Origin of the sequence: Lactobacillus sp. A27, from assembly GCF_016742815.1 — a bacterium.
GTDB lineage: Bacteria > Bacillota > Bacilli > Lactobacillales > Lactobacillaceae > Lactobacillus > Lactobacillus gallinarum.
Genome location: NZ_JAEHNT010000037.1, coordinates 92,099 through 117,891, shown reverse-complemented (window position 1 = coordinate 117,891; position 25,793 = coordinate 92,099). Strand labels below are relative to the sequence as shown.

The following is a 25,793-nucleotide window of genomic DNA, read 5'->3' as shown; positions in this document are numbered from 1 at the left end:
AGTCCGTATCTAAGCAAGTTGGTGTTCTGGTTAGCGTAAGCTAACGAGCCACTAAGCCCTAGACTTCAGTCTAGGGTAGTTGACCTGATTAAAAAATAGTTGAGTATGAGAAAAATGCGTTAAGGGTGGAGATTCTTAACGCATTTTTACATAGAAACATTAATTGCATGCAATCCGCACTTTTGGTATAATTCTAGTGTTGTGAGGTTGCTGAATTAGCTCAGTCGGTAGAGCGTCTCCCTCGTAAAGAGAAGGTCGGCAGTTCGATTCTGCCATTCAGCATCAGAGTACTAACAAAAGACCTGTAATGAAGCCCGGCTTTAGGAGTTGAGTATTCATGCAGGTCTTTTTTTGCACCAAAAATAACTGGTTATAACCACTTTGCAGAAAGCTCTTTCATGATATAATTTTACTTAAAGTGGTACTAACCAGTTAGAAGGTGAGTAAATGAAAAGTCCACTTTATAAAGAATTGATGAACCAACTGGCTTCACATATCAAAAAAGATTATCAACCTAATCAGAAGCTTCCGAGCGAACGAGAACTAGTTGAAATGTTCAAGGTGAGCCGTAGCACTGTGCGTTTAGCACTTAATGAATTGGAAGAAAAGGGTTTAATTTATCGTTTGCATGGTAAAGGGACCTTTGTTACACCAACTTTTATCAAGCAGCCGAACTTAGGTAGCATGTATTCTTTTAGTAGCCAGATGGAAGGCGAAGGCAAGGAAATATCTACTAAAAATATTTCTCTTAAATTGTGTACACCAGAAAAAGAAATTGCACTGCAATTGAATCTTGCGTCAAATGATCAAGCATATGAATTGATAAGATTACGTTTGGCTGATGGCGAGCCGTTAGTGTATAATCGCACTTATTTGCCAGAGAAGATTTTTCCTAATTTAACTTTAGATGATTTGAATCAAGGGACTTTATATGGAACTTTGAAAAAGAAATATCATCAAATTAGTGTATTGGCATTTGAAGATGTACAAGCAGTTAATCTGACTAAAGAAGCGGCTCAACTTCTTCATGTTAAAGAAAATACGGCTAGTTTAAAAATTAACCGTAAAGCAATAAATGATAAAAACATCCCGATCGAGTTTACACAAGCACTCGCTCGCGGAGATAAATTTGTATATAGATCTAAGCAATATAATGAATAATATGAGGAGAAAAATGATGACATATTTCATTCATGCAGATAAATTCTTTTTAGAAAATAAAACTGAAATTGGTGGTTATTTAGAAGTTGATGATCACGGAAAATTTGGTTTTTATTATCCAGAAGATGAAAAGCCTGAAGGCAAGATTGTCGATTATACCGGTAAATGGATTGCTCCTGGATTAGTTGATACTCACATTCACGGTTTAGTTAATGAAGATTCTATGAAGAGTAACTGGGAAGGAATCAACAAGATTTCTGAAGGTTTACTTAAGGCAGGTGTTACTTCATGGCTTCCAACTACGATTACTGATAGTGATAAACATTTAATTGAAACTTGTGAAAAGTATGCAGCACATAAGGGTGAAGAAACTGGTGCTAAAATTCAAGGCTTACACTTTGAAGGACCTTACTTTACTCCTAAACATGCTGGTGCAGAAAACCCTAAGTATATGCGTGATCCTTCAATTGAAGAGCTTCGCCGTTATGAAGAAGCTTCTGACGGGATGCTAATTAAGATGTCGATGGCTCCAGAACGTAAGGGTTCCAAAGAATTTGTTCGTCAAGCAGTGAAAGACGGCATCATCATTGCATTAGGACACTCAGCCTCAGATTATAAGGATGCCATTGCATGTGTCGAAGCAGGTGCCACTATGTTTTGTCATACGTATAACGGTATGGAACCAATGTCACAACACACTCCTAACTTGCTTGGTGCCGCATATTCTGCTCGCTTGGTCACCGATGAATTAATTTGTGATGGTCACCATGTATTGGAACCAACTGTCAGAGCATTGGTACGTGCTAAGGCCCCAGAACATATTTGCTTGATCACTGACTGTATGCAAGCGGGACTCATGCCAGATGGTGATTACATGTTAGGTGAATTACCAGTTTATGTAAAAGACGGCATGGCTCGCTTGAAGGATGGCGATAACTTAGCAGGTAGTATTTTATTGTTGAAGCAAGCTGTAAAGAATCTGGTTGATTGGAACGTTGTTACTCCTGAAGATGCAATTATGATGGCATCATATGTTCCGGCACGTTCAATTAATAAGCTTGATAAATGTGGTTCAATTAAGCCTGATAAGCCAGCTGATTTCATTGTTTTGAATCCAGACATGACTTTGAGTGAGACTTATTTGGATGGTGTATCTAGATATAAAGCTTAAAATATTATTTTAGATAGAAAAACAGGTATGCGTTGTCATGATGCATACCTGTTTTTGATTAAATTTATTTTTTCATTATTAGCAGCGCCATTCAACGCCAGTCATTTTAACATTTTTGTTAGCCTTAATTAGGGCAGCACCGTTGCCGATTTCAACGCCGCCATCTAAGATTCCTTCATCGGAGCGAAGGTTAAGGCTGCCAGCATTATAATCCATCACCATGTTTGGACCCATCAAGGTCATATCATACTTAGAAGTATAAATTTTAAGTCCTTGATCATTGTCTAATTGAACAGGATAGTCCGGATCTTTTTCATCAACCCAAATAATTGAAAAATGTGAGCCAATACTGCAGCCGCCACCCTTGATGGAATATTTGCCGCCGCCATCATCGGTAATTAAGATCAAAGTCTTGTCAGCAATTTCTCTTCTTTTTAAATAATCTAATGCGGAGTCAGTAAATGTGATTTTTAGCATATTCGTTACTTCCTGTCTAAATCTCTTTACTTGTTAACTAGATTATACAAGAAAAAATTAGATAAGAAATTGATTTAGATCAAGAAAAGCTAACTTTTTAGTCGCCCCAGATGACGATCATTTCTTGCCATTCGCCACTTTGACCGATATTACGAAATTCTAAATTGAATACTTTGGCGTTCATATGGTTTTCTTGCCATTTTTCATAAGCTTCATTAGGCATATCTTCAGTTGATTGATACTTAAAAGAATCAACGTGTAAATTTTTAGCTAAAATAGCATTTTTGTCATTAAACATAACAATCACTTCTTTTCATATATTATTGTAGTCGATTTTCTAATGGTTGATACAAAAGCAGCTTATAATAGAAGTAAGAAGAAAATGATGTAATAGAAGAGAGGAAGAGCAATGCCACTTTGCCAATTATTTATTGATAAAAACAAATCACAATTTATGTTAATGAAAATGCCTGATGAAGTTACACCTGATAATTATCAAGGTTGGGTAAGTCAAAAAGAAGCTGAGAGTACTATTCAAGCATTTGAATTCCCTCAAAAGTTGCTAGATCAAATTGCTATGAAATATTTAGACGATAGTCAAGGGAGCGCCCCATATGAGGCTAAATATGTCTTAATGAAAGCGTCTGATGAAAATGTATTATTTGTTTCTAGCTTGGAATTAAGTCGTAATGGCGATGAAAAAATGGATGTAATTAGAAATGGTTTATTAATTGTGTTTGATGAAAACGAATTGCAACATTTTAGTGATGTTTTGCAAAAAGCGTGGAATGAAACAAATTAATAGTCTAAAAAAAGATAAGAAGGGGTAAGAATGACCCGTAAAATTGTTGATCAAACTTTTGAAGATGATCAGAAAAAGGATAATTATATTTTTATTTCTGACATTCATGGCAATTTAGAGACAATTGATTTAATTGAACAAGCCAAGAAAGACTATCCATTAGCTCAATTGGTTACCGGTGGTGATTATATTGATGGACGTGAACATGTTAAAGAAGTTTTGGATTATTTAATAGATCAGAAAAATCAAGGTGCCCTTGTTTTATTAGGTAATCATGAACAAATGATGCTTAATTTTGCTGAAGGAACTGAGCATCAAGATGGAATCTGGTTCTATAACGGCGGTGGGAAGACTTTAACCAATATATTTGGCCGGACGATTTTGCCCGATGAAGTTAGAGAAAGTAAATATTATCGTTTCTTAAAATCATGTCCGACAATGTATGATACACCGCAGATTATTTTTGTTCATGCGGGTGTGCGCCCTGATGAAAAATATAATGATCCCACTACATACAATAAGGTAGTTTATGGTTTGAAGTTTGATTATGACTTTTATCGGATTTGGGCACGAGAAGAATATTGGTATTCTGATCAAGCGGAAAAAATGATTTCCCATAATCGAACTGGTAAAACAATTGTGACGGGTCATACGCCTACAGCTGTTTTAGAAGGTAAATACGATGATGGGCGAAAAATGAAGCAACTGCAAAAGGATGACTGTATTGTTAGAAAAATGCAGTATCCAGGTGAACCAGCCAGAATTTTTACTGATGGTGGATCACATTCTGATCCTTTAATTTATCCACATAATGATGGCAATGTTGTAGTGCTTGATGGAAACGGTGAGATTGTTCGCGTTTATAATTGGAAAAATCCACAAGGAACAAAGTTTGATGAATAAGAAAAAGCATCCCGATTGGGATGTTTTTTAGATTTAGAGATCAAAAATATTAATTAGTCTTCAACTTTCTTAGCTTCGTTCATAGCCTTCATGATTGAAGGGTTCTTTGAGTGACAATCTTTGATCATTTGTAAATCTTCTTCAGTTAACTTAACTTCGTATTTAGTCATGATTTATTCCTCGCTTTTATTTAAAAATACATTTTTACTATAGCACTTAACTTTCTAACTGGAAAGAATCTATTTTGTTTGCAGCAATATTTCAGCTTGTTAAATACGAACATGCTTTTGCACATAGCAAGTTAAAAATAAAAGTGCTAGAAACCTTGATAGATCAGTATTTTGTATTATCTAAATAAATTTACACTAATGTTACAAATGTTACAATAATGTCATATTAAGTAATATTTTCTTAATGATTGAGTGATATTCTTGTTATGGTTCTGAAACGAAAAGCTTGTAGTATATACGATGTCAATTGAATACAGACAGACGAATAAGTGAAAATTCGTTACTTATATTATTTTTTATAACTTTAAGGAGAGAATTTTTTTGAAGATTAAATCTATCTTAGTTAAGTCAATTGCAGTAGCTGCTATGTCAGTTACAGGTTTAGTAGTAGCAAACAACGCAGGCTCAAACACTGCACAAGCTGCTATCGTCCAAAACGATGCAAGCGTAGTAACTGTAAACTACGTTTCAGATAATTCAATTACTGTATATAACAACTATGAAAACCCAGTAGCAACTGGTCAAACTTTAGCAAGCGACACTTCATGGAAAGTTATCAAGACTGCTTACGATTCAAAGGGCCACAAGTGGTACGACTTAGGTAAGAACCAATGGGTTCGTGCTAAGTACGTAACTATTGGTTACCACGCAGCTGCTATCCAAACTCAAACTACTGCTCAAGCTTCAACTCAAGCTCCAGCACAATCACAAACTCAAAATACTCAAACTGCTTCAAATACTAGCGCTTCATCATACACTTCAAACGCATCAGGCTCAGAAGCAAGTGCTAAGGCTTGGATTGCTAGCCGTGAATCAGGTGGCTCATACAGTGCTTCTAACGGTCAATACGTAGGTAAATACCAACTTTCAGCATCATACTTGAACGGTGACTACTCAGCTGCCAACCAAGAAAGAGTTGCTGACCAATACGTACAAAGCCGTTACGGTTCATGGACTGCTGCTAAGTCATTCTGGCAAGCAAACGGCTGGTATTAATCAGTTAAAAACTAAATAACAATTGAATAATAAAAAGGAGGCACTTTTCCAGATTCGGAGGGGTGTCTTTTTTGTAATTTAAAAGACTACGATATAATAAAACTATAATGTTGACAGTGCCTAGAAAGTGAGGACAATTATGAAAAAGAAAATGATGGTGACATTGCTCACTAGTGTCTGTTTAATGGGACCAGTTGGCATGCTTACGCAAACTCATCCTCAAGTAGTGCAAGCAGCCAGCAAAGGCAAACTGCGAGTAAAAGGAAATAAGAAAGTACGTCTTTATACCAATCGTGGTAAAAAATCTAAATATTACGCTTATACAAGCAGAACATATTCTTATTCTGCTAAGAAATATCTAAAAATTGGCAAGAAAAAGCATTTAGCTTATAAAATTGGTAATAACTCACATTGGATTTTAGCTAAGAATGCTAAATTGGTGAAGAAGACGGTTGAAAGATATAGTCAGGCCGTTATTAAGTTGCCAAGTGGTTATACACGTTCTGAACTATTAGAAGCATATAAAGGCCACCCAAGTGAAGAATTCATTGCCGCTTCGATGAAGGGCATGGAAGAAAATAATTTCTCACGCGTTGTCACAGGTGATACTGCAAGCGATAAAAGACTTATCAATCCAGACAAGCTTTCTGCAAGTGAACAACATGAATTAGCTGATTTTTCGTTAAGAGTAATTAATAGTGCTCGTGAACAATTAGGTCTTGAACCTTGGATTTATAGCACTGGCACGCAAGAATTAGCTGATGATATTGCTAAGGAATATGAAGAACACGGCCGTAGCATTAAAGATCAAGGACATTATGTGGAAGGTATTGTTAAAGCTTGTCAAAAGCATGGTCTTAAACTAGATGATAACTATGTAGAAGATATGGCCGGCTTTACTATTAATAAAACTACTATGCCAATGGGTGAAATGAAGCGCAACGTTTACTTTGGCTTAAAACAAATGATTTTTGGTTTTGCCGGATCTGGTGAAGATGAGCGTAAAAACAAGTCTTTGTACCGCGAATGGGAACATGCAGGTGACTTGTTCAATACTCAAGGATCAAGTCATGATGGCGATCATAATTATTATGGCTTTAGTATTTCTAAGACGGGCAAGATTTATTCAATGCACTTCATTAGCGTTCCAACTTTTATTGTGGGAAGTGAAAAGTACAACACCAACTTTAGGCCGTAAAAGTTAAATTAAGCACGTATTAAGCGTGCTTTTTTGATATGATAGATAAAAAATACTACGGAGGAAGCAATGAAAAAAACTTTATATTTACTGCGACACGGACAGACATATTTTAATTATTATCACAAGGTGCAAGGAAGGTGTGATTCTCCATTAAATGAGATGGGAATTCGTCAAGTAGAGATGGCACGCGACTACTTCCAAAAAAATAATATTCATTTTGACAAGGCTTTTTCATCAACCCAAGAACGTGCTTGTGACACTTTGGAGATTGCTACAGATCATCAAATGCCATATAAGCGATTAAAGGATTTGCGTGAAAAATGTTACGGTATTTTTGAAGGTCGAGATGAATTTTTGCTTCCTTGGAATTACAATAATCCTAATGTTGATCCAACTATGGAAAAGGACGAAGATGTTGTTAATAGAATGCATCGTGCAGTTGTGGAAATTTTAGACAACATCAACGATGGCGAAACTGCATTGATTGTTGGCCATGGTGACATTTTGGCCAAATATGTAAGAGATGTTGCTGATCCTAACTTTGCTGGTTTTGCCAATGCTTCTATTGTTAAGTTGTCAGTTGATGGTAAAAATGTTCATTTGGATAAGTATGTATGGCCTGCGGAGGGTTTGAAACAAATTTAAATGGCGATAAATTTATATTTAGTACGACATGGACAGACATTATTCAATGCCCAACAAAGAATGCAAGGTAGCTGTGACTCTGCTTTAACTAAGTTAGGTATTAAGCAGGCTGAAGCTTTGCGTGATTATTTTAAGAAAAAGCAAATAGTATTTGATAAGGCTTATTGTTCAACGCAGGAGCGCGCTAGTGATACGCTAGAAATTATTGTTGGTCCTGAAATGGATTATGAACGTTTGAAGGATTTAAAAGAGAAAAATTATGGACCATTTGAAGCTAAGAAAAACTTTTGGTGGCCGCTTATGAAGTTTAGATCCGGTTCAATGGAAGATAATCGTGAAGTGGTTGAACGAATGGAGCGCGGAATTAATTTGATCTTGCGGGATGCCAAAGACGGCGAAAATATTTTAGTAGTCGGTCATGGCGATAGCATGAGTCGGTATATTCGTGAAAAGGCTGGCAACCACAAGTTCCATGGCTTTCACAATGCTGAATATGTTCAACTGAAGAGCAACGGACATGAAGTTGAATATGTAAAAAGCTGCTGGCCTGCTAAAAAATTAAAAATTGAACAATTAACTGAAAAATAAAGAGTTCATTTTTTTACATTAGCTTATAATTAAGTATGCAAAGAATAAAAAACGAGGCAAGAAAAATGGATGAAACACCAATTTTTAAAATTACTAAATTAAATATTGCAGAAAATGATCGCGATGAATATATTCGCAAGGCTGAAAAGTATATGCGCGATTCTATCCCAGCTGAAGAAGGAACTTTAGTAATTGGCAGCGCTCATGATGATGCTAAGGGTGAAGACAATTACAAGATCGAATTATTCCGTAACAAGGAAGCTGAAGACGTGCACATCGCATCAATGTCAGCAGTAGATTTTGAAGAAACTGTAGATAGCATTAGCACTGACAAGAAGATCATCAACTTAAAGCCAGAAGTAATCACTACTCATGCACAAAAGGCTTTGAACAGCTATGCAGATAATTTCGTTATGCGTCTGGTAACTGTTGAAGTTAAAGAGAAAGATGCTGAAAAGTTCTCACATTCAGTTAAGAAGGAAATGACTACCAGCATTGCATCTGAACCAGGTATGGAAATTATGATGTCAGGTACTAACAAGGATAATCCTAACGAATGGAACTTTGTTGAAGTTTATGCAAACGATGAAGCATATGATAAGCATGTACAAAGTCCTCAATATAAGGAATATATTGAAGAAACTGATGGTATGGTTATTAGAAGAGATGTTAAGACTCTTGTACGTGATGCATTGGCAACTCAAGGTGCAATTGTGTTAGATTAATTTTGAAAAAGGGATGCTGCCGTAAGGTGGTATTTTTTTGTAGGGTAAAATATGACAGAAACAATTATTTTTGCTCACCGAGGCTTGCCGGTGAAGTTTGCAGAAAATTCTTTAGAAGGTTTTCGCTATGCAGCAAAGCATGGTGCAGAAGGCGTTGAGTTTGACGTGCATATGACTAAAGATAAAGTCCCCGTAGTTATGCATGACGAAGAGATTGATCGGACAACTGATGGTAGTGGCTATATCAAGGATTATACGTTGAATGAGATCAGGAAGTTTCATCTGAAAAATGGTGAGCCTGTACCTATGTTGAGAGAACTTTTTGAAATTTTGCAGGATAAAGATTTGTACATTAACTTAGAGTTCAAGACTAATAAGATTCACGATAAGGGAATCGAAGCTATTGTTTTGGCACTGGTAAAAGAGTATCACTTCGTGCATCCCATTATCTTTTCGTCTTTTAATTATCAAACGTTAAAAAACTGCCAGCAAATCGATCCGCATCAGCAATATTGCTTTTTAACCAAGGTTCCGGTTATTTTTCCACAAAGATTTGTTAGAAAAAATCATTTTGCGGCAATTCATCCACATTGGTACTTGCCAAGCAAAATTACACAGCGCATTTGGACTGTGGATAATCCTAAATTGGCTAAAAAATATATGAAACGCGGCGTAGCAGGCATTTTTACCAACAATTTTGAATTAATGAATCAGTTGAAAAAAGATTATTGAAGTATAATGAAAAAGAAAGTGAAAAAAAGAGGTGATAAAAGTGGCAACTATGAAGGATGTTGCTCAAAGAGCAGGGGTAGGAGTAGGTACGGTTTCTCGTGTGATTAATCATGTGCCAGGAGTTAAAGAAAGTACTCTAGTTAAGGTTAATCAAGCAATTAAAGAATTAAATTATATTCCAGATGAATATGCTAGAGGATTGAAGACCAATTCCTCAAGAACCATAGCTCTTATTTTGCCTTCAATTTGGTATCCATTTTTCTCAGAATTCGCTTATTATGTAGAAAAACGTTTAGATAATGAAGACTATAAAATATTATTATGTAATTCTAACGGTAATCCAGCAGAAGAAGCAAAATATATTAAGATGCTGAAGCAAAATAAAATTGATGCAATTATTGCGATTACCTACAGTGATATTGGTCAATATATTTATTCCAATATTCCATTCGTTAGTTTAGACCGTTATTTTGATAAAAAAGTATCTTATGTTACATCGGATAATTATGAAGGCGGGAAATTAGCTGCTAAAGAATTGCTAGAGCATGGTGCTAGAAACTTAGCTTATGTTGGTAGTCATAGTAAATATCTTAATGGGACTATGCTAAGAAGAGATGGTTTTAGAGATTATCTCGAGGATATTGGAATTGATTATAAAGAGATCTTTTTGCAAGAACCTGTAAAAGACTTTACACCGTATCTTTTAGAGATGTTAAAAGATAATCAAGAAATTGATGGAATTTTTTGTCATACAGATTCATTATTGCTGAAATTAAGAAAAATTTTGAATCAACATGGATATAGAGTTCCTGAAGATATTCAATTAATAGGATTTGATGGGATGAATTTGTCCTCAGATCTTCCATTAGGGATATCTACAATTGCCCAACCTGTTGAGCAATTGGCCAATGGTGCAGTTGACTTAGTTTTACGCAAAATTGCGGATCCTAGTTTGAAAAATGAAGCTAAAATGTACCCAGTAAGATATGTTGATGGAAATACCACAAAATAACTGTTGACAAGTTATGAAAGCGGTATTATTATTTAAATGTAAGTTGAAACGTTTCCAAAAAGGGAATGAAAATAGTTTTGTGCTAATAATTATTTTTAAGGCAAAAATAGAAACGTTTCAATTAATTAGAATTATGTTAGAGATAAGAAGCGTTTTATTTTTTGAATAGAATTGAAACGTTTCAAAGGAGAGAGACTATGAAAAAGTGGAAATTAGGAGTTGCAACAGTTGCCGCTATTGCAGCACTAGGTTTAGCAGGATGTAGCAATAACCAAGGGAGCAGCAACAGTAAGAACGTGACAATGTGGGTACACGTTTCAAATACTGACCCTGAAGGTAAGGCTCTTCAAAAGAATGTTAATGACTTTAATAAAGAAAACAAACACGGCTATAAAGCCAAAGTTCAATTTATTCCACGTTCTGGTTCAGGTGGTGGTTATGAAGATAAAGTTAATGCCGCTTTGAACTCCGGAAGTTTGCCAGATGTTTTAACTTTGGATGGTCCTAACACTGCTGCTTATGCTCATTCAAAGATTATTCAACCAGTTGGAAAATACATTCAAGGAAAAGATGATTTTGTAAAATCAATTATTGACCAAGGTACATATAACAAGAAGTTATATGCGATTGGTTACTCAGAATCAAGTATTGGATTCTATTACAATAAAAAAATGTTTAAAGAGGCTGGTATTAAAGATTCAGAACTTCCAACTTTGAGTAAGCCATGGAATTGGAATCAATTTAAAGATATTTGTAAGAAGATTACAAATCACTTCCACGAACCAGCAATTAACATGAACTTAAACGACCACTCAGAAATGGCTCTTTACTCATTTGCACCATTTGTATGGTCAGCTGGTGGTAGCATCACTAACCCTGCAGGTACTAAAGCTGTAGGTTACTTCAACTCAAAGCAAACTACTTCCGCCTTCCAATTAATTCAAGACATGGTTAAGGATGGTTACACTACTATTTCACCAAAGGATAAAGGCTTTGAAACTGGTAAGTACGCAATGTTTATGACTGGTGTGTGGGAAGTTCAAACTTTGCAAAATCAATATAAGAATTTAAAGTGGGGAGTTCTTCCATATCCAGTTTCACCGAAGACTAATAAAGAAGTTTCACCTACTGGTTCATGGCAATACGCAATGTCTTCAGCGGCTAAGAACAAGAAGGCAGCTGGTGCTTTGATTAATTATTTAGTAAGTAAAAAAGCTTTGATGACTAATGAACGTATTATGGGTAATACTGTTTTACCAGTACGTAAAAGTGTTGCTAAAGAATTAGTTCCTAAAGTTGGTCCAGCTATGAAATTCTTCATTAAGCAAAACCAAACTACAGGTCACGCTCGTCCAGTCCTAGTAAACTACCCACAAGTAACTAGAACATTTGCTGATACTGTTCAAAACGTAACTTTGTACAAGAAGAACCCTAATGTTCAAAAGGTAATGGACGAACAAGCTAAAGTTATTCAAAAGTACCTTCAGAAATAGAGAAGTAAAGGGGAATCTTTATGCAAGCTAAAGGTATAAAGAGACAGATCGGATGGCTGTACGTTTTCCCAGCAATTCTGATTCTGTTAACATTTTTAATCATTCCGTTCCTGATGTCATTTAGCTATTCTTTTACGAACTATAACATTTTGACACCATGGGCTAAACAATATGTAGGTTTTACAAATTACATTAATACTTTTAAAGATCCCGTATTTCTACAAAGTTTAAAAAACATTGCACAATTCGTCATCTTTATTATGCCAATTCAGGTTGGTGCAGCTTTAGGATTAGCTTTAATTGTTAATAAAAAGAGACCTGGAAATACATTTTTTAAGATTTCATTCTTTGCACCACAAGTTGTTTCATTAACTGTTGTTTCTATTCTTTGGATGTACATTCTTAATCCAGATCAAGGTTTGTTAAATGGTATTTTAGGTATTTTCCATATTAAACCTCAACCATTTTTGACTTCACCTAAACAAGCTATGTTTGCCATCATTGGGGTATCTGCTTGGCAAGGTGCTGGTTATCAGATGCTAATCTTCTTAGCAGGATTACAAAATATTCCAGATTCACTTTATGAAGCAGCTGAACTGGATGGCGCTAATGGTTGGCAAAGATTTTTACACATCACATTGCCAATGCTTAAACCAACTTCAATCATGATTTTAACGACTACTTTCATCAGTGCATTCAACTTGATGATTCAGCCAATGATCATGACGCAAGGTGGACCCGAAAACGCCACAATGACACCAATCTACTACATTTATCGTACTGGTTTTACTGACCGTCAATTAGGTTATGCAAGTGCTATGAGTGTAATCTACGGCATTATCATTATTATCTTTACTATTATTCAAAGAAAGATCACAAACGCCGGAGGTGACGAGAATGCATAAATTTATGACACGTAGAAGGTTTCATATAATTTGGACCACGGTGTTAATTACAATTTTAGCTTTATTCTTCTTGTTCCCATTGGTTTGGATGATCGTTTCTTCAATGAAACCTGAATCTCAAATTTATGCCAACATTAGTAACTTTAAGGCGTTCTTACCTTCAGGCAATATCTCTGATTGGGGCAAAGCTTATGTAAGCATCTTCCATAGATTCCCAGTAATGAGATACATTTTAAACAGTGTATTTTATGCAACAAGTGTAACGATAGGTTCAATTGTAGTAAATGCTTTAGCTGGTTATGGTTTCGCAAAATTCAACTTTACAGGACGCAAACTACTCTTTGGCTTATTAATTGCATTATTGGTTATCCCAGGTACTACACTTTTAATTCAGCAATTCCAAATTGCTAAAACTATTGGTATTTTGAATACGCCTTTGGCAGTTATTTTGCCAGGTATGTCTAGTCCATTCTATATTTACATGTTTAGAAATGCTTTCGCAGCAATTCCAGATAGTATTACAGAAGCTGCTGAACTAGATGGGGCAAGTAATCTAAGAATTTTCTGGAATATCCTTTTGCCAATGACGCTTCCTACAGTTGCGACAGTTGGAACACTATCATTCATAGGTAGTTGGAATGATTATGTATGGCCATTAATGGTATTGACCAATTCTGATCAATTCCCACTACAAGTAGCTATTACGAATATTAACAGCACGAACCCAGTTTACATGAATCAAGTTATGGCTATTTTGACCATTTCTACTGTTCCTTTGGTTTTAGTTTACATTTTCTTCCAAAAGTACCTTACTCAAGGAATGGGTTCTGTAGGTAATGGTGATAAATAATGAAAGAAAATTCATACTTGTATAAGAAAATAAGAAAAATTGATGATGATGAATTACGGCCAACTTTTCATTTTACTGCTCCAGTAGGATGGATTAATGATCCGAATGGATTAATTCATTATAAAAATTATTATCAATTGTATTATCAATATAATCCTTATGCTCCTCATTGGGACAACATGCATTGGGGACACGCTCGCAGCAAGGACGGTCTTCACTGGGAAGACATGCCAATTGCTATGAAACCTGATCATGAATATGACAAAACCGGTGTTTTTTCAGGTTCAGCTATTGAAAAAGATGGCAAGTTATATGTTCTTTATACAGGACATGTAGATGAAAATGGTCAAATTACGGAAACTCAATGTGTAGCTGTTTCGGATGATGGTGTTGATTTTAAGAAATATGAAAATAACCCAGTAATGACGGTAGCAGATTTGCCTGGAGAAACAGACGATAGCAACTTCCGTGATCCTAAGGTCTTTAAGCACGGTGACAAGTATTATTGTGTGGTTGCCGCAGCACTTGAAAAACATGGTAGCTTAGTTTTATTTGAATCAGATGATTTGCTTCATTGGTCATTTAAATCTGTTTTGCTTCAAGGTGAAGAATACGGCATTATGACCGAATGTCCCGATTACTTTAATATTAATGGTCAAGATTATTTAGCCTTTAGTGTAATTTTAGGCGATGGCAGAAATAGTGTTGTTTATCTTGCTAAGGGACATATGGATTGGCAAAACTTTAAGTTTAAGTTAGAAGAACAACATCGTTTAGATGATAGCGATGACTTCTATGCTTCTCAAAGCTTTGTAGATGAAAAAGACAATCGAATTATTATTCCTTGGTTGAGAAGTGCTGATCATGTTAACTATCTTGAAGAATCCGGTCATCTTTGGAACGGTATGATGGGGATCCCAAGAATGCTGACTACAATTAATGGTCAATTAATCCAAAAACCAATTGGAACAATAAATGATATGTCATTATCTGACAGTCAAGATATTGATTTAGGCAGTTATAAATTAACTGAAGAAATTCCTATTGATCATAGTTTGATATTAAAAGGCGATAATGGTGAGATTCACATTACTCGCAAAAAAGAAGATCAATATGTAATTGAAATTCATTCACCTGTATTTATTAAAACTGTTTCATGGCATCCAGATAATCATAAATTGACATTGGTGATTGATAATTCGAGCTTTGAACTCTTTAGTCAAAGTAAGACTTTAAGTATTGTTACTTTTGTTGCTGGAATAAAACAAGCAATGCTTAAAAAGGTAAATTAGCAAGGAAATGAAAAATGACAGAAGTAGATTTAAACCATATTTATAAAAAATATGATGGCAATGACAAGTATTCTGTAAATGACTTTGATTTGCACATCAAAGATAAGGAATTTATCGTTTTTGTCGGTCCTTCAGGTTGTGGTAAATCAACAACATTAAGAATGATTGCCGGTTTGGAAGATATTACCGAAGGTACGCTTGAGATTGATCATAAAGTCATGAATGATGTTGCTCCAAAGAACAGAGATATTGCGATGGTTTTCCAGAACTACGCTTTGTATCCACATATGACTATTTATGACAACATGGCCTTTGGATTAAAGCTTAGACATTATTCTAAGGAAGATATTGATAAAAAAGTAAAGCACGCAGCTGAAATTTTGGGTTTGACTAGCTATTTAAAGAAGAAACCCGCAGCTCTTTCAGGTGGTCAACGTCAGCGTGTTGCTTTGGGACGTTCAATTGTGCGGGATGCACCAATCTTCTTGATGGATGAGCCTCTTTCAAACCTTGATGCTAAATTACGTGTATCTATGCGTGCAGAAATTGCTAAACTTCATCAAAGATTAGGTACGACAACAATTTATGTTACTCACGACCAAACTGAAGCTATGACTTTAGCTGATAGAGTAGTAGTTATGTCAGTAGGTAAGGTACAACAAATTGGTACGCCACTTGAAGTTTACAACAAGCCAAAGAATATGTTTGTAGCCGGTTTTATTGGTTCACCACAAATGAACTTCTTTAATGTTCATTACAAGGATGGCCGTATTTCCGATGGTAAAGGCTTAAACATTGGCATCCCAGAAGGTAAGGCAAAGATGCTTAATGAGAAGGGCTATAACGATAAGGACATCGTATTTGGCATTCGGCCTGAAGACATTCATGCTGAGGAAGCATTCTTGGAAACGTGGCCTGATGCTGTAATCAGTTCAACAGTTGTAGTTTCCGAATTGCTTGGTGCTACAATTCAACTGTATCAAAAAGTCGATGGTACTGAATTTGTAGCCGATGTAAATTCACGTGATTACCACAAGCCAGGTGATCATGTAAAGATGGGTTTCGATGTTAATAAAGCTCACTTCTTCGATAAAGACACTACAATGGCTATTTACAATTAATAATTTTCTCTCCCCCCTAATTTTTGAAAAACAATTCGACATAATCCTCGATGATCAAAAATATTTATAGGTTCGATCTTTTCCCGAAGATTGAACCTATTTTTGTAAAGAAGGTTTAAAAATGAAATTACAAAATAAAGCGATGTTGATAACTTATGCAGATAGTTTAGGTCATAATTTAAAAGATTTATCTTACGTAATGGACCATTATTTTAAAAAGGCAATTGGTGGCATTCACTTATTGCCAATTTTCCCATCAAATGGTGACCGTGGCTTTTCGCCAACACGATATGATGTGGTTGATCCTAAATTTGGCTCTTGGGAAGACGTTGAAAAATTAGGTCAGCAATATTATTTGATGTTTGATTTTATGATCAATCATTTATCCAAGCATTCAGCTTATTTCCAAGATTTTGAGGCTAAGCATGATCAGAGCAAGTATAGTGATTTGTTCTTAAGCTGGGATAAGTTCTGGCCTGCTGGTCGACCAATACAAAAGGATATTGATTTAATTTATAAACGTAAAGCTAAAGCTCCATATCAAGATATTGAATTCAAAGATGGCAGTCATGAAAAGATGTGGAATACTTTTGGCCCCGATCAAATGGATTTGGATGTAAGAACTAAGACCACTCAAGAATTTATTAAGAATAATTTGCAAAATTTGGCTAAGCATGGTGCTAGTCTGATTCGTCTGGACGCTTTTGCTTATGCCATTAAAAAACTAGATACCAATGATTTCTTTGTGGAGCCTGAAATTTGGTCATTGCTTGAAGAGGTAAATGATTATTTGAAAGACACTCCAGCAACGATTTTGCCAGAAATTCATGAGCATTACACTATGCCATTTAAGGTGGCTAAGCATGGCTACTTCATCTATGACTTTGCTTTGCCAATGGTCTTGCTATATTCACTTTATAGCGGTAATAGTATACAATTAGCTAACTGGTTAAAGAAGTGTCCAATGAAGCAATTTACTACGCTAGATACTCATGATGGGTTAGGGGTAGTTGATGCTAAGGATGTCTTGACCGATGAACAGATTGATTATACAACCAAAAAGCTCTATCAAATTGGCGCAAATGTTAAGAAGAAGTATTCAAGTGCTGAATATCATAATTTGGATATCTATCAGATTAATACTACTTATTATTCTGCATTAGGTAATGATGATAAAAAGTACTTCCTTGCTCGGTTATTGCAGATCTTTGCACCAGGTATTCCTCAAATTTATTATGTTGGTTTGCTTGCTGGTGAAAATGATATTAAATTGCTGGAAAAGACTAAAGAAGGTCGAGACATTAATCGTCACTATTACGAATTAGATGAAATCGAAAAACAAGTTCAAAGACCAGTGGTTAAATCATTAATTAAGTTATTAGAATTCCGCAACTCCGTGCCTGCATTTGATTTGAATGGATCAGTTGAGGTAGAAACGCCTAGTGAACATGAAATTGTGATTACTCGAATAAATAAGGATAAGACAGAAGTAGCTAGTGCACATGTAGATCTTAAAAATTTGACTTATCAAGTTAAATATAATGATCAAGTATTTGGTTTTTAAAAGGCGTTGAAAAATGCAAAGATTATAATCATGATACTTTTGAGCAAATGTGAAAAAATCAAAATTTTTTTGAATTTTTCCTTGATATTTTTTCTTCATTCCCCTATACTAATATCTGTTGGGTGATCGAGAGGTCATTCAAATAGAACCAATCAAGTAAAAGGTTTGAAGATTGGGTTATAGCCAAGTGGTAAGGCAATGGTTTTTGGTACCATCATGCGCTGGTTCGAATCCAGCTAACCCAATAGGTGAGATCAAGCGGTGAGCTTGATCTTTTTTGTATTTAAAATTGAAAATGCTTTGACAAGAAACGAAGAAGTGTTTTTATTTAAGTTAACTTCAATTTTGCTCTTATTTACATTATGAGGTGACTAGTATGGTTGACTTAACAAAGCATATGAAAAAGGGATTAGTTGAACAAAAGCCAGGCCAGATTTTAGCTTTTAAGGTGCCTTTTACATTTTTGCCAAAATTTCGGCAGAATTAGAGCAGGCTGATACCAAGTTCATTTATGACCTAGTTGAAAAGGGACATGTTGCCGTAATTGCTGGATCATTTTTTGCTAAAGGCGGTGCAGGATACATTCGTTTGTCTTATGCAACTTCGATGGAGCAAATCAAGGAAGGCTTGAAGCGATTAGAAAAATATGTTGCAGAAAATAAGAAATAGTTGCAAATCAAAAGGACCGATGTTCGTGCATCGATCCTTTTTTTAAAATTCTAATTATTCCTCATTATCAAATGGATAAGTCATGCCCCAGGCAGTTCTAATACTGGTTAAAATATGGGCGATCATGCGAGATTTTTCTAATTCACCTTCGTCATGACCTTGTTCAATATACTTTTGAAAATCAGTGACTTCATATTTAAGTGCTTGGTCAGCCTCTCCAGCAGTCACCTTATCATAGCTTTCTTCATGGGCACTCTGGGTGTAAGTAATGTCCGCTTCAGTGCCGCGTGGGTATTGATTGATTTCAAAATAACCTTTGGTACCCGAAACTAAACCACGCTTAGGCTGCTTAGCCCGCATTGAGAGGGACATCACTGCCATTTGACCTTTTGAATTCTTCAAAATGATGCCGCTTTCTTCGTCAACGCCAGTTTCAAAGAATTTCACCGTGGTGTTGATACTTTCAGGATATTCATCCATAAAGCTGATAGCAAAAGCTGTTGCATAGCCACCAATATCCAGCAATGCACCACCAGCAAGGTCTTTATTAAAGAAGCGATTCTGCGGATCGTAGTCCTTGAGTGAGCCAAAATTAATTTGGATCATTTTAATTTCGCCAAATTTGCCCGCCTTAATCAGGTCTTGCATCTTTGGGTAGATTGGCATGTGATAAAGGGTAAAACCTTCCATTAAGATTAGGTGCTTCTCTTTAGCTAATTGAGCTACCTCATCAAATTGGCGCGCATTGATGGTAATTGCTTTTTCACAAAAGACGTGCTTGCCCGCATTGAGGGCCTTCTTAATGTAATCGTAGTGGAAAGTGTGCGGGGTAGCGATGTAGATGATATCAATGTTAGGATCGTTGATCATTTCATCAGGATTAGTGAAAGCATGTTGCACGTGCTTTTCTTGGACAAAGACATGTAGTGCTTCTTCATTGGGATTGGCGGCAGCATAAATTTCACCGTTGACTTTGTTCAAGGCGTCAGCCATGTCGTGTGCAATCCAGCCAGTACCGATAATTCCCCAATTAAATTTTTTCATGATTATTACCTCTCTTGAGTTCAATAATTTTTCCATCTTTTTCAGTAATTAATGAAGTAGCTAAGTCTTCAAATAGCGAAGAGCTGACTACGCCATTTTGTAAACAAATTTTGCGATTAAGTTCAGAAATATTGTGCCAATCTTCGTTAAATACATCAATTAAGTAGTTGCCCAAAGGCGTACGAGTGAAAATTGCTACTGATTTATCTTGGCGAATCTTGCTAGTCAAATGCAAATTGCTTAAATACTTCTGCACTTGATTAACACATGGTGGTGACACTTCAAGACAAAGCGGAATCTTCGGATTCAAAACAGGTTGTATTCTTTCACTAGGCAAGAGGAGGATAAACTGCTTGGCAATTTGGGCTGCTTGCTTTTCAAAAAGATGAATTCCACCTAAACTTTTTAAAACGTTAAAATTCTTATCGATACTGTCGCAGCCGTCGAAGGCTATATCGATCTTGGTTGCGGCAGTAGAAGGAAGGAGTTCTAATCCGAGTTCTTTGCACTTAAAGCAAGTAAGTTCGGATGGAGAATATAATGTGATGTTCAAGTTATGCTGCGCAATAGCTTGAGCTAGTTTAAATACAGTGCTTCCGCCACCAAGAGAAATAGTCATTTTCGGCTTGATTTTACTCAAGGCTAGTTCACTTATTGAATTAATTTTCATTTTGTTTTCTCCTGTGAAAATTATTTACAAGTATATATTAACTTGGTAAATGATTTTCGTCAATCAAATTATAAATTTATTTTCTTGAAAAATAAAACTATGAAAATTAATTACAGAGATGATATAATTTTGGCACAGAAAAGGTGAAAATAATGACTAAAATTATCGATACAATCTATAGCGAATTATCTACAATGTCAGCCAGTGATCAAAAGATTGCTCAAGTAGTCCTAAAACAACCTGAACAGGTAGTAAATTACACGATTTCAAAATTAGCAACTGAAGCTGGAGTAAGTGATGCTTCGGTGACACGCTTTTGTCATAATTTGAATTTAACGGGGTTTCACGATTTGAAAATTCAATTAGCCCAGAATGCGACTGAAAGTGTTTCACTTCAAAATATGTCACGTGATGATGCTAGTGCTAACTTGGAATTAATTGAAAAAAATAAAGTCGCAGAGATTAAGGCGACTTTGGAGAATGTGACTGAAGCCAAATTAGATCGGGTATTGCGGCTTTTGACTGAAAGCAGAATTGTGCAGGTTAGTGCAGAAGGTGATACTTATCCAGTGGCTTCTGATGCAGTGTATAAATTTAATCAGATTGGCTTGTTAGCGATTGATTCGGGCGGCACGATTGAAACGGCGATTGCACAGACAATGAATCTGAATAAAAAGGATTGTTTACTGGTGATTTCAAATTCAGGTGAAGCGGCTGGAATCATTAAGCAAATTAAGGTAGCTAAACAAAAAGGGATGCAGGTGATTGCGATCACCAATCGTGCTGATTCGCCGATTGCGCTATTAGCTGATGTGCATTTGAAGACGGCAGTCCGGCAGACAGTGATGCAGTCGCAGTATTATTTCTCACGGGTGGCAAGTATGACGATGATTGAAGCGCTGTATTTGTTGCTTATTGCGAGGGATGCAGAACGAGTTGAGCATATAAAAGAACATGAAGCGATCATTTCTAATCAAAAAATCTAAAATTACAATTTTTCAAGCGAACAGATGTGAAAATTACCCTTTTTTAACACACATAAAGGCAGTCATAAATCAATAACTTGTTTAAAACTTCACAAAAATGTAACGCTTTGAATCTTAATTGTAAAAGTACGGTAACTACAGTTTAACAAATAAAAGGTACAGTATTACTGGTGATTTTAGGAGGTATTCTTAAGATCACACACACGAGTCGATCCTGTTTTTAGTAATCAGGTTCGTAACATGCTATAATTATTTCACAAGCAGAAGGAGATATAACTTACTGCTTAGGATGAATTTCTGTTTCAGAAAGGAAAGGCCACATAATTATGAAAAAGAATACAAGAATTGTAAGTATGGCTGCTGCCGCTTTGTTGGCAGTTGCTCCTGTTGCAGCTTCAGCTGTTCCGGTTAATGCTGCTATTAGTTTAGGTACTGTAACTAATACTACTGGTACCACAAGTACTACTACAGCAACAACAGCTAAGCCAACTGATCGATCATACTTTACATATGGCAATCAAGTAATTGACGCTGCAAGTACTACCAATAAAACAGCTAATGTTGTACCAACTACTATTTCTATTAAGGTTAAAGATACTGTAGCTAGCGTTACTAAGTCAATTAATGATTTAGGATTGGTTTTCTTCAGTACAAATAATGCTAGCGGAGAAAAAGTTAACCTTAAAGATAGTGAAGTTGCTGCTATTCTTAAGAATGCAGGCGTAACTCTTGATAAAGATAACAAGAATATTACTGCAGTACCAACTAGTGATTTCAGTCTTACTTTAACTGGTACAGGTTCTACTTCTACACAAACAGCTACTGTGCAAATCCCAGTTGTAGTTTCAGGTTCAAGTTCAACTACAGATACTACTCAAAATCCAGTGATCAATTGGTCATTGAATGGTCAAAGCAAGGGCAGTGTTAATGGTCAAATATTCCAAGTAGCCGTTGGTTCACAATTTGATCCAACTAATTTCGTAAATAGTAATGGTGAGCCAGTTATTATTTCAGCTGTACAAAACAGCAATAATAATACTGCTGCTTCACTCGAAGCAACTTCAAATCCTGTTAACACTTCAGAAGCTGGTCGTTACTACAATGTAACTTTGACCGCTACTGGTTTAACAGGTAAGAAGACCACTGCAACATATACTGTTTTGATTACTTCAAGTCAAAAGCAAACTCTATATGCTAATGGCGCAAGTTCAATCGCAACTTATAGAATTTATGCTAATTATGTTTTAAGCGGCTCAACCACCTTTAAGGATGGCGATCAAGTTTACGTTGCTGACCAAACTAGAACTATTGATAACGTATCATACTCACAAGTTTCAACTAAGTCTAAGTCAGATGCTAATTCAAGCAACATTTGGGTTAAGACCTCATCGCTTGTTAAGCCAGCTGGTGATACTAACACCAAGACTTTGCCAGTAATGGTTGACTCAAGAGCTTACGACAAGAACGGTAACTACTTAGGTCACATGTACTATGCTTACAATGACATTGAAATTGTTCCAACTATTGTAACTATCAACGGTAAGACATACTACAAGGTAGCTAACAAGGACGAATACGTTCGTGTAACTAACATTACTGGTACTCAACGTAAGTTGCGTCACAATGCCTACATTTACTGGTCATCATACCGTCGTACCCCGGGTACTGGTAAGATGTACAAGGGTCAAACTGTAACTACTTACGGTGCTTCATACAGATTCAAGAATGGCAAGAAGTACTACAGAATTGAAGGTTGCAGAAACAACAACAAGCGTTACATCAAGGCTGTAAACTTCTATTAAAAAGTAGAATTTAAATAAACGAAAAAGTCGGTGCAAAAATGCATCGGCTTTTTTGCTGTACAATTAAAGAAATGTATTAAGTAATAAGAGGCAAAGTTATGAGCTTATGGATATTTTTAATTATCTTGATTTATTCTTTTTTGAAAACTACGGTTGAGTATGAAACAGCGACCAGATTATCATTGATCATCATTCCGCTATATTCTGCGATTATGATGATTTTAGGCATAGGTCAAAATTTTACACCTCTAACTATGCTTGTTACGTTGTTCTTGATTTTGTTTGGTATTGCAATAGGACTGTTTCAAACACGCAATGTTAAAGTTAAGATTAGTAATGAAAAAGATAAGCTAGGATTACCTAAAGTTAAAATTAAAAGAGGTGGGCATTACTTAGTTGGTTGGATTATTATCTTCATTCTTGGTATTCTGGTCGAATTGTTCTACGGTGCAGAAATGGATAAAACAGAACTATCAGAAAAATTGATTATTGAAATCTTACGAGATATTTCTAGTATTGTCATGTTCACCAATAAGAGTTCTTGGTTCATTTGGGTACTCAACGTTAGTTCTAGTTGGACTTATGATACATATTTATTATTGGAATATCCTAAGTTGCGGCAATATGTGGTTTTACGTCAAAAGGATTAATTTATTTGCAAAAAAATTGAAAATACCCTTGCATTTTACCTGAATATTGGTTATTATAATTAAGTCAGCTAACGGAGGAGTAGCGAAGTGGCTAAACGCGGCGGTCTGTAAAACCGCTCTCTCTGAGTTCGGCGGTTCGAATCCACCCTCCTCCATTGTTGAACGACAAGTAAAAAGTTCAGCTGGTATTGGGTTATAGCCAAGTGGTAAGGCAATGGTTTTTGGTACCATCATGCGCTGGTTCGAATCCAGCTAACCCAATAGTTCTAAAAGAACACCCAACCCAAAGAAAAAGCATCATATGGTGCTTTTTCTTTTTTGCGTTTTTAGTTAAAACTGTTTGAAATATTTCTAACATAATGTATACTTATAAAATGTTAGCATTATACAAAAAGTAAGTAAAGGGGGAGATGGAAGTTAAAAAATTTAAGCGATTTTTTTCCGGATTAATGGTCATAGAAATGGGATTGGTGTTAGCTGCATGTTCCTCTAACAGTGGATTATCTCAAGCTAACACTCAAACAATGAATACTTACGTCTCAAATGAAATTTCTACTTTAGATTCAAGTAAGTATGGTGATACTACTAGCTCAGAAGTATTACAGAATTCAATGGAAGGTTTGTACCGATTTGATAAAAATAATAAAGCTATTTTAGCTGGAGCTACTAGTGTTAAGCATTCTAAAGATCAACGCGTCTATACGTTTGATTTGCGTAAGAATGCAAAATGGTCTAATGGAGATCCAGTAACTGCAACGGATTATGTAACTGCTTGGCGCAGGACTGTAGATCCAAAAAATTCTTCATTAGATAGTGATAGCTATGCGATTATTAAAAATGGTACTAAAATTACACAAGGTAAGGCACCAGTTAACTCTTTAGGAATTAAGGCGTTAGGTAAATATAAATTACAGATTACTTTGGCTTATTCTATACCATATTTACCAGAAATTTTAGAGGGTGCACAATTTTATCCACAAAATACTAAACTCGTTAAAAAGTTAGGCTCTAAGTATGGAACTAGCAGTAAGAATTTAGTTTATAATGGACCATTTACAGTTATCGGTTGGACTGGCTCCAACTTAAAGTGGGTATATAAAAAGAATCCTAATTATTGGAATAAGAAAGATATTGTTTTAAATAAAGTCAACGTTCAAGTGGTACAAACACCATCGACAGGAGTGAACCTCTTTAGAAGTGGTCAACTTGACTATGCGGCTTTAACTTCGGATTTTGTTAAGCAATATGAAAAGAATCCTAATTTTCATACGCGTATAACGCCAACAAATGGTTACCTTTCATTCAATATTAAAAAGAAAGTAACCGGCAATGTTCATATTCGTCGAGCTATTAGTCAAGCGATCGATAAGCAGCAATTGGTTAAAACTATTTTGCATCAAGGTAAAGCAGCTAATGGTATTGTAGCGTCTGACTTTATTACTGATCAGTCAACTGGTAAAGATTACCGCCAAGATGCAGGTGATTTAGTAACTTATAATCCTAAGAATGCTCGTAAGGAATGGAACTTAGGCAAAAAAGAATTGGGCAAGGAAAAGATTAACCTAGAATTATTAACCTCTGACGTTGATGATTCTAAGCGTGTTGGTGAATTCATTCAAAGTAATTTGATGAAGAATCTTCCAGGTCTTAATTTAACAGTTAAATCGATTCCACTTAAATCACGGTTAGCTAATACCACTGATCATAATTATGATTTTGTCTTTGGTACTTGGCAGCCTAGTTATGAAGATCCGCTTGATTTCTTGACGGTGGGTGGTTTATTTAACCTGCAACCAGATTATCATAATGATAATTTCTGGCATCAAATTGATATGGCTAAAACCACTTATGCTACTAACCCAAAGAAGAGATTACAAGCTTTGATCAATGCCGAAAATCAATTGATCAAGAAGGATGCTTTTGCGGCACCGCTTTATCAAGCTGGTGTATCATACCTACTTAATAAGAAAGTGACTGGTTTCCAATTGTCACCTTACGGTAATGTCGCATATTATTGGAATGTAAAAATTAAATAAGATGTAATTGAGCAAATGCTTCAAAGCGTTTGCTCTTTTGGTGTAAAATATAAAATTGCGCCTTAAAA

General features: G+C 35.7%; 25 protein-coding genes, 4 tRNA genes and 1 pseudogene. 26 read left to right on the top strand and 4 right to left on the bottom strand.

Features of this window, described 5'->3' with window-relative positions; all coding sequences use genetic code 11:
* Positions 1 to 209: 209 nt before the first annotated feature.
* The 3 genes from JEM49_RS06410 (at position 210) to nagA (ending at position 2,332) form a co-directional block, all read left to right on the top strand.
* Positions 210 to 282, top strand: a tRNA-Thr gene (locus tag JEM49_RS06410).
* 165 nt (positions 283 to 447) lie between these two features.
* Positions 448 to 1,161 (top strand): GntR family transcriptional regulator, encoded by a 714-nt coding sequence (locus JEM49_RS06405; RefSeq protein WP_201874205.1) that lies wholly within the window; start codon positions 448 to 450, stop codon positions 1,159 to 1,161.
* A 16-nt stretch (positions 1,162 to 1,177) separates the two neighbouring features.
* The gene (nagA, locus tag JEM49_RS06400; protein WP_201874217.1) at positions 1,178 to 2,332 is read left to right on the top strand and encodes an N-acetylglucosamine-6-phosphate deacetylase; all 1,155 of its coding nucleotides are present in this window, start codon (positions 1,178 to 1,180) and stop codon (positions 2,330 to 2,332) included.
* 78 nt (positions 2,333 to 2,410) lie between these two features.
* Here the strand turns inward: nagA and JEM49_RS06395 are convergent, their stop codons facing one another.
* Together JEM49_RS06395 and JEM49_RS06390 are read right to left on the bottom strand one after the other, a co-directional pair.
* Entirely contained in the window at positions 2,411 to 2,809 is a 399-nt protein-coding gene (locus JEM49_RS06395; RefSeq protein WP_025006071.1) for an iron-sulfur cluster biosynthesis family protein, read from the bottom strand.
* A gap of 97 nt (positions 2,810 to 2,906) precedes the next feature.
* Positions 2,907 to 3,107, bottom strand: coding sequence for a hypothetical protein (locus JEM49_RS06390; protein ID WP_025006070.1), 201 nt, complete (start codon positions 3,105 to 3,107; stop codon positions 2,907 to 2,909).
* A 111-nt stretch (positions 3,108 to 3,218) separates the two neighbouring features.
* On the opposite strand from JEM49_RS06390, the gene JEM49_RS06385 reads away from it, so the two are divergent.
* The 17 genes and pseudogenes from JEM49_RS06385 to JEM49_RS10530 all read left to right on the top strand — a co-directional run.
* The gene (locus tag JEM49_RS06385; protein WP_087235709.1) at positions 3,219 to 3,611 is read left to right on the top strand and encodes a hypothetical protein; all 393 of its coding nucleotides are present in this window, start codon (positions 3,219 to 3,221) and stop codon (positions 3,609 to 3,611) included.
* A 30-nt stretch (positions 3,612 to 3,641) separates the two neighbouring features.
* Positions 3,642 to 4,514 carry a metallophosphoesterase family protein gene (locus JEM49_RS06380; protein ID WP_201874203.1) on the top strand — a complete coding sequence of 291 codons (873 nt, stop codon included), beginning with the start codon at positions 3,642 to 3,644 and terminating at the stop codon, positions 4,512 to 4,514.
* 551 nt (positions 4,515 to 5,065) lie between these two features.
* A complete protein-coding gene (apf, locus tag JEM49_RS06375) occupies positions 5,066 to 5,740 on the top strand; it encodes an aggregation-promoting factor (protein WP_087363312.1) in 675 nt (224 codons plus the stop codon).
* Positions 5,741 to 5,879: 139 nt separating this feature from the next.
* Entirely contained in the window at positions 5,880 to 6,938 is a 1,059-nt protein-coding gene (locus JEM49_RS06370; RefSeq protein WP_201874200.1) for an SEC10/PgrA surface exclusion domain-containing protein, read from the top strand.
* Between the two features lie 69 nt (positions 6,939 to 7,007).
* Complete coding sequence (locus tag JEM49_RS06365; RefSeq protein ID WP_025006065.1) at positions 7,008 to 7,586, top strand: histidine phosphatase family protein; 579 nt, start codon at positions 7,008 to 7,010, stop codon at positions 7,584 to 7,586.
* Entirely contained in the window at positions 7,587 to 8,174 is a 588-nt protein-coding gene (locus JEM49_RS06360) for a histidine phosphatase family protein (RefSeq protein ID WP_098045927.1), read from the top strand.
* Positions 8,175 to 8,239: 65 nt separating this feature from the next.
* Positions 8,240 to 8,899 (top strand): putative quinol monooxygenase, encoded by a 660-nt coding sequence (locus tag JEM49_RS06355; protein WP_087175870.1) that lies wholly within the window; start codon positions 8,240 to 8,242, stop codon positions 8,897 to 8,899.
* Between the two features lie 51 nt (positions 8,900 to 8,950).
* Complete coding sequence (locus JEM49_RS06350) at positions 8,951 to 9,631, top strand: glycerophosphodiester phosphodiesterase family protein (protein WP_191335720.1); 681 nt, start codon at positions 8,951 to 8,953, stop codon at positions 9,629 to 9,631.
* Positions 9,632 to 9,671: 40 nt separating this feature from the next.
* On the top strand, positions 9,672 to 10,643 hold the full coding sequence (locus tag JEM49_RS06345) for a substrate-binding domain-containing protein (protein ID WP_201874187.1): 972 nt from the start codon (positions 9,672 to 9,674) through the stop codon (positions 10,641 to 10,643).
* 197 nt (positions 10,644 to 10,840) lie between these two features.
* On the top strand, positions 10,841 to 12,136 hold the full coding sequence (locus JEM49_RS06340) for an ABC transporter substrate-binding protein (RefSeq protein WP_087363306.1): 1,296 nt from the start codon (positions 10,841 to 10,843) through the stop codon (positions 12,134 to 12,136).
* 20 nt (positions 12,137 to 12,156) lie between these two features.
* A complete protein-coding gene (locus JEM49_RS06335) occupies positions 12,157 to 13,041 on the top strand; it encodes a carbohydrate ABC transporter permease (RefSeq protein WP_013085935.1) in 885 nt (294 codons plus the stop codon).
* The gene (locus JEM49_RS06330) at positions 13,034 to 13,891 is read left to right on the top strand and encodes a carbohydrate ABC transporter permease (RefSeq protein WP_201874185.1); all 858 of its coding nucleotides are present in this window, start codon (positions 13,034 to 13,036) and stop codon (positions 13,889 to 13,891) included. Before JEM49_RS06335 ends, JEM49_RS06330 begins: the two co-directional genes overlap by 8 nt.
* Positions 13,891 to 15,183: a glycoside hydrolase family 32 protein gene (locus JEM49_RS06325; protein WP_201874183.1), complete on the top strand. Its 1,293-nt coding sequence runs from the start codon at positions 13,891 to 13,893 to the stop codon at positions 15,181 to 15,183. Before JEM49_RS06330 ends, JEM49_RS06325 begins: the two co-directional genes overlap by 1 nt.
* 14 nt (positions 15,184 to 15,197) lie before the next feature.
* A complete protein-coding gene (locus JEM49_RS06320; protein ID WP_087175876.1) occupies positions 15,198 to 16,304 on the top strand; it encodes an ABC transporter ATP-binding protein in 1,107 nt (368 codons plus the stop codon).
* Positions 16,305 to 16,425: 121 nt separating this feature from the next.
* Positions 16,426 to 17,868, top strand: a complete 1,443-nt coding sequence (gene gtfA, locus JEM49_RS06315; protein WP_201874181.1) for a sucrose phosphorylase — start codon at positions 16,426 to 16,428, stop codon at positions 17,866 to 17,868.
* Between the two features lie 173 nt (positions 17,869 to 18,041).
* Positions 18,042 to 18,113, top strand: a tRNA-Gln gene (locus tag JEM49_RS06310).
* Positions 18,114 to 18,315: 202 nt separating this feature from the next.
* Positions 18,316 to 18,537, top strand: a pseudogene (locus JEM49_RS10530) (aminotransferase class I/II-fold pyridoxal phosphate-dependent enzyme); the annotation flags it as partial.
* A gap of 54 nt (positions 18,538 to 18,591) precedes the next feature.
* Here the strand turns inward: JEM49_RS10530 and JEM49_RS06305 are convergent.
* On the bottom strand, positions 18,592 to 19,581 hold the full coding sequence (locus JEM49_RS06305) for a Gfo/Idh/MocA family protein (protein ID WP_201874174.1): 990 nt from the start codon (positions 19,579 to 19,581) through the stop codon (positions 18,592 to 18,594).
* Positions 19,568 to 20,251, bottom strand: coding sequence for a ribose-5-phosphate isomerase A (locus tag JEM49_RS06300; RefSeq protein WP_201874172.1), 684 nt, complete (start codon positions 20,249 to 20,251; stop codon positions 19,568 to 19,570). The genes JEM49_RS06305 and JEM49_RS06300 overlap by 14 nt, the downstream gene beginning before the upstream one ends.
* Positions 20,252 to 20,403: 152 nt before the next feature.
* On the opposite strand from JEM49_RS06300, the gene JEM49_RS06295 reads away from it, so the two are divergent.
* The 6 genes from JEM49_RS06295 (at position 20,404) to JEM49_RS06270 (ending at position 25,725) form a co-directional block, all read left to right on the top strand.
* Positions 20,404 to 21,237 carry a MurR/RpiR family transcriptional regulator gene (locus JEM49_RS06295; protein WP_201874170.1) on the top strand — a complete coding sequence of 278 codons (834 nt, stop codon included), beginning with the start codon at positions 20,404 to 20,406 and terminating at the stop codon, positions 21,235 to 21,237.
* Positions 21,238 to 21,563: 326 nt separating this feature from the next.
* Entirely contained in the window at positions 21,564 to 23,039 is a 1,476-nt protein-coding gene (locus tag JEM49_RS06290; RefSeq protein WP_201874168.1) for an SLAP domain-containing protein, read from the top strand.
* Positions 23,040 to 23,137: 98 nt separating this feature from the next.
* Positions 23,138 to 23,689, top strand: coding sequence for a hypothetical protein (locus JEM49_RS06285; protein ID WP_087235699.1), 552 nt, complete (start codon positions 23,138 to 23,140; stop codon positions 23,687 to 23,689).
* A gap of 73 nt (positions 23,690 to 23,762) precedes the next feature.
* Positions 23,763 to 23,844 (top strand) — tRNA-Tyr (locus JEM49_RS06280).
* Positions 23,845 to 23,878: 34 nt separating this feature from the next.
* A tRNA-Gln gene (locus JEM49_RS06275) sits at positions 23,879 to 23,950 on the top strand.
* Positions 23,951 to 24,138: 188 nt separating this feature from the next.
* Positions 24,139 to 25,725: a peptide ABC transporter substrate-binding protein gene (locus tag JEM49_RS06270; RefSeq protein ID WP_201874207.1), complete on the top strand. Its 1,587-nt coding sequence runs from the start codon at positions 24,139 to 24,141 to the stop codon at positions 25,723 to 25,725.
* Positions 25,726 to 25,793 lie beyond the last annotated feature (68 nt).

Coding starts and splice junctions, on each gene's coding strand:
- JEM49_RS06405 (WP_201874205.1), top strand. CDS start 448: ATGAAAAGTCCACTTTATAAAGAATTGATGAACCAACTGGCTTCACAT.
- nagA (WP_201874217.1), top strand. CDS start 1,178: ATGACATATTTCATTCATGCAGATAAATTCTTTTTAGAAAATAAAACT.
- JEM49_RS06395 (WP_025006071.1), bottom strand. CDS start 2,809: ATGCTAAAAATCACATTTACTGACTCCGCATTAGATTATTTAAAAAGA.
- JEM49_RS06390 (WP_025006070.1), bottom strand. CDS start 3,107: ATGTTTAATGACAAAAATGCTATTTTAGCTAAAAATTTACACGTTGAT.
- JEM49_RS06385 (WP_087235709.1), top strand. CDS start 3,219: ATGCCACTTTGCCAATTATTTATTGATAAAAACAAATCACAATTTATG.
- JEM49_RS06380 (WP_201874203.1), top strand. CDS start 3,642: ATGACCCGTAAAATTGTTGATCAAACTTTTGAAGATGATCAGAAAAAG.
- JEM49_RS06370 (WP_201874200.1), top strand. CDS start 5,880: ATGAAAAAGAAAATGATGGTGACATTGCTCACTAGTGTCTGTTTAATG.
- JEM49_RS06365 (WP_025006065.1), top strand. CDS start 7,008: ATGAAAAAAACTTTATATTTACTGCGACACGGACAGACATATTTTAAT.
- JEM49_RS06360 (WP_098045927.1), top strand. CDS start 7,587: ATGGCGATAAATTTATATTTAGTACGACATGGACAGACATTATTCAAT.
- JEM49_RS06355 (WP_087175870.1), top strand. CDS start 8,240: ATGGATGAAACACCAATTTTTAAAATTACTAAATTAAATATTGCAGAA.
- JEM49_RS06350 (WP_191335720.1), top strand. CDS start 8,951: ATGACAGAAACAATTATTTTTGCTCACCGAGGCTTGCCGGTGAAGTTT.
- JEM49_RS06340 (WP_087363306.1), top strand. CDS start 10,841: ATGAAAAAGTGGAAATTAGGAGTTGCAACAGTTGCCGCTATTGCAGCA.
- JEM49_RS06335 (WP_013085935.1), top strand. CDS start 12,157: ATGCAAGCTAAAGGTATAAAGAGACAGATCGGATGGCTGTACGTTTTC.
- JEM49_RS06330 (WP_201874185.1), top strand. CDS start 13,034: ATGCATAAATTTATGACACGTAGAAGGTTTCATATAATTTGGACCACG.
- JEM49_RS06325 (WP_201874183.1), top strand. CDS start 13,891: ATGAAAGAAAATTCATACTTGTATAAGAAAATAAGAAAAATTGATGAT.
- JEM49_RS06320 (WP_087175876.1), top strand. CDS start 15,198: ATGACAGAAGTAGATTTAAACCATATTTATAAAAAATATGATGGCAAT.
- gtfA (WP_201874181.1), top strand. CDS start 16,426: ATGAAATTACAAAATAAAGCGATGTTGATAACTTATGCAGATAGTTTA.
- JEM49_RS06305 (WP_201874174.1), bottom strand. CDS start 19,581: ATGAAAAAATTTAATTGGGGAATTATCGGTACTGGCTGGATTGCACAC.
- JEM49_RS06300 (WP_201874172.1), bottom strand. CDS start 20,251: ATGAAAATTAATTCAATAAGTGAACTAGCCTTGAGTAAAATCAAGCCG.
- JEM49_RS06295 (WP_201874170.1), top strand. CDS start 20,404: ATGACTAAAATTATCGATACAATCTATAGCGAATTATCTACAATGTCA.
- JEM49_RS06290 (WP_201874168.1), top strand. CDS start 21,564: ATGAAAAAGAATACAAGAATTGTAAGTATGGCTGCTGCCGCTTTGTTG.
- JEM49_RS06285 (WP_087235699.1), top strand. CDS start 23,138: ATGAGCTTATGGATATTTTTAATTATCTTGATTTATTCTTTTTTGAAA.
- JEM49_RS06270 (WP_201874207.1), top strand. CDS start 24,139: ATGGTCATAGAAATGGGATTGGTGTTAGCTGCATGTTCCTCTAACAGT.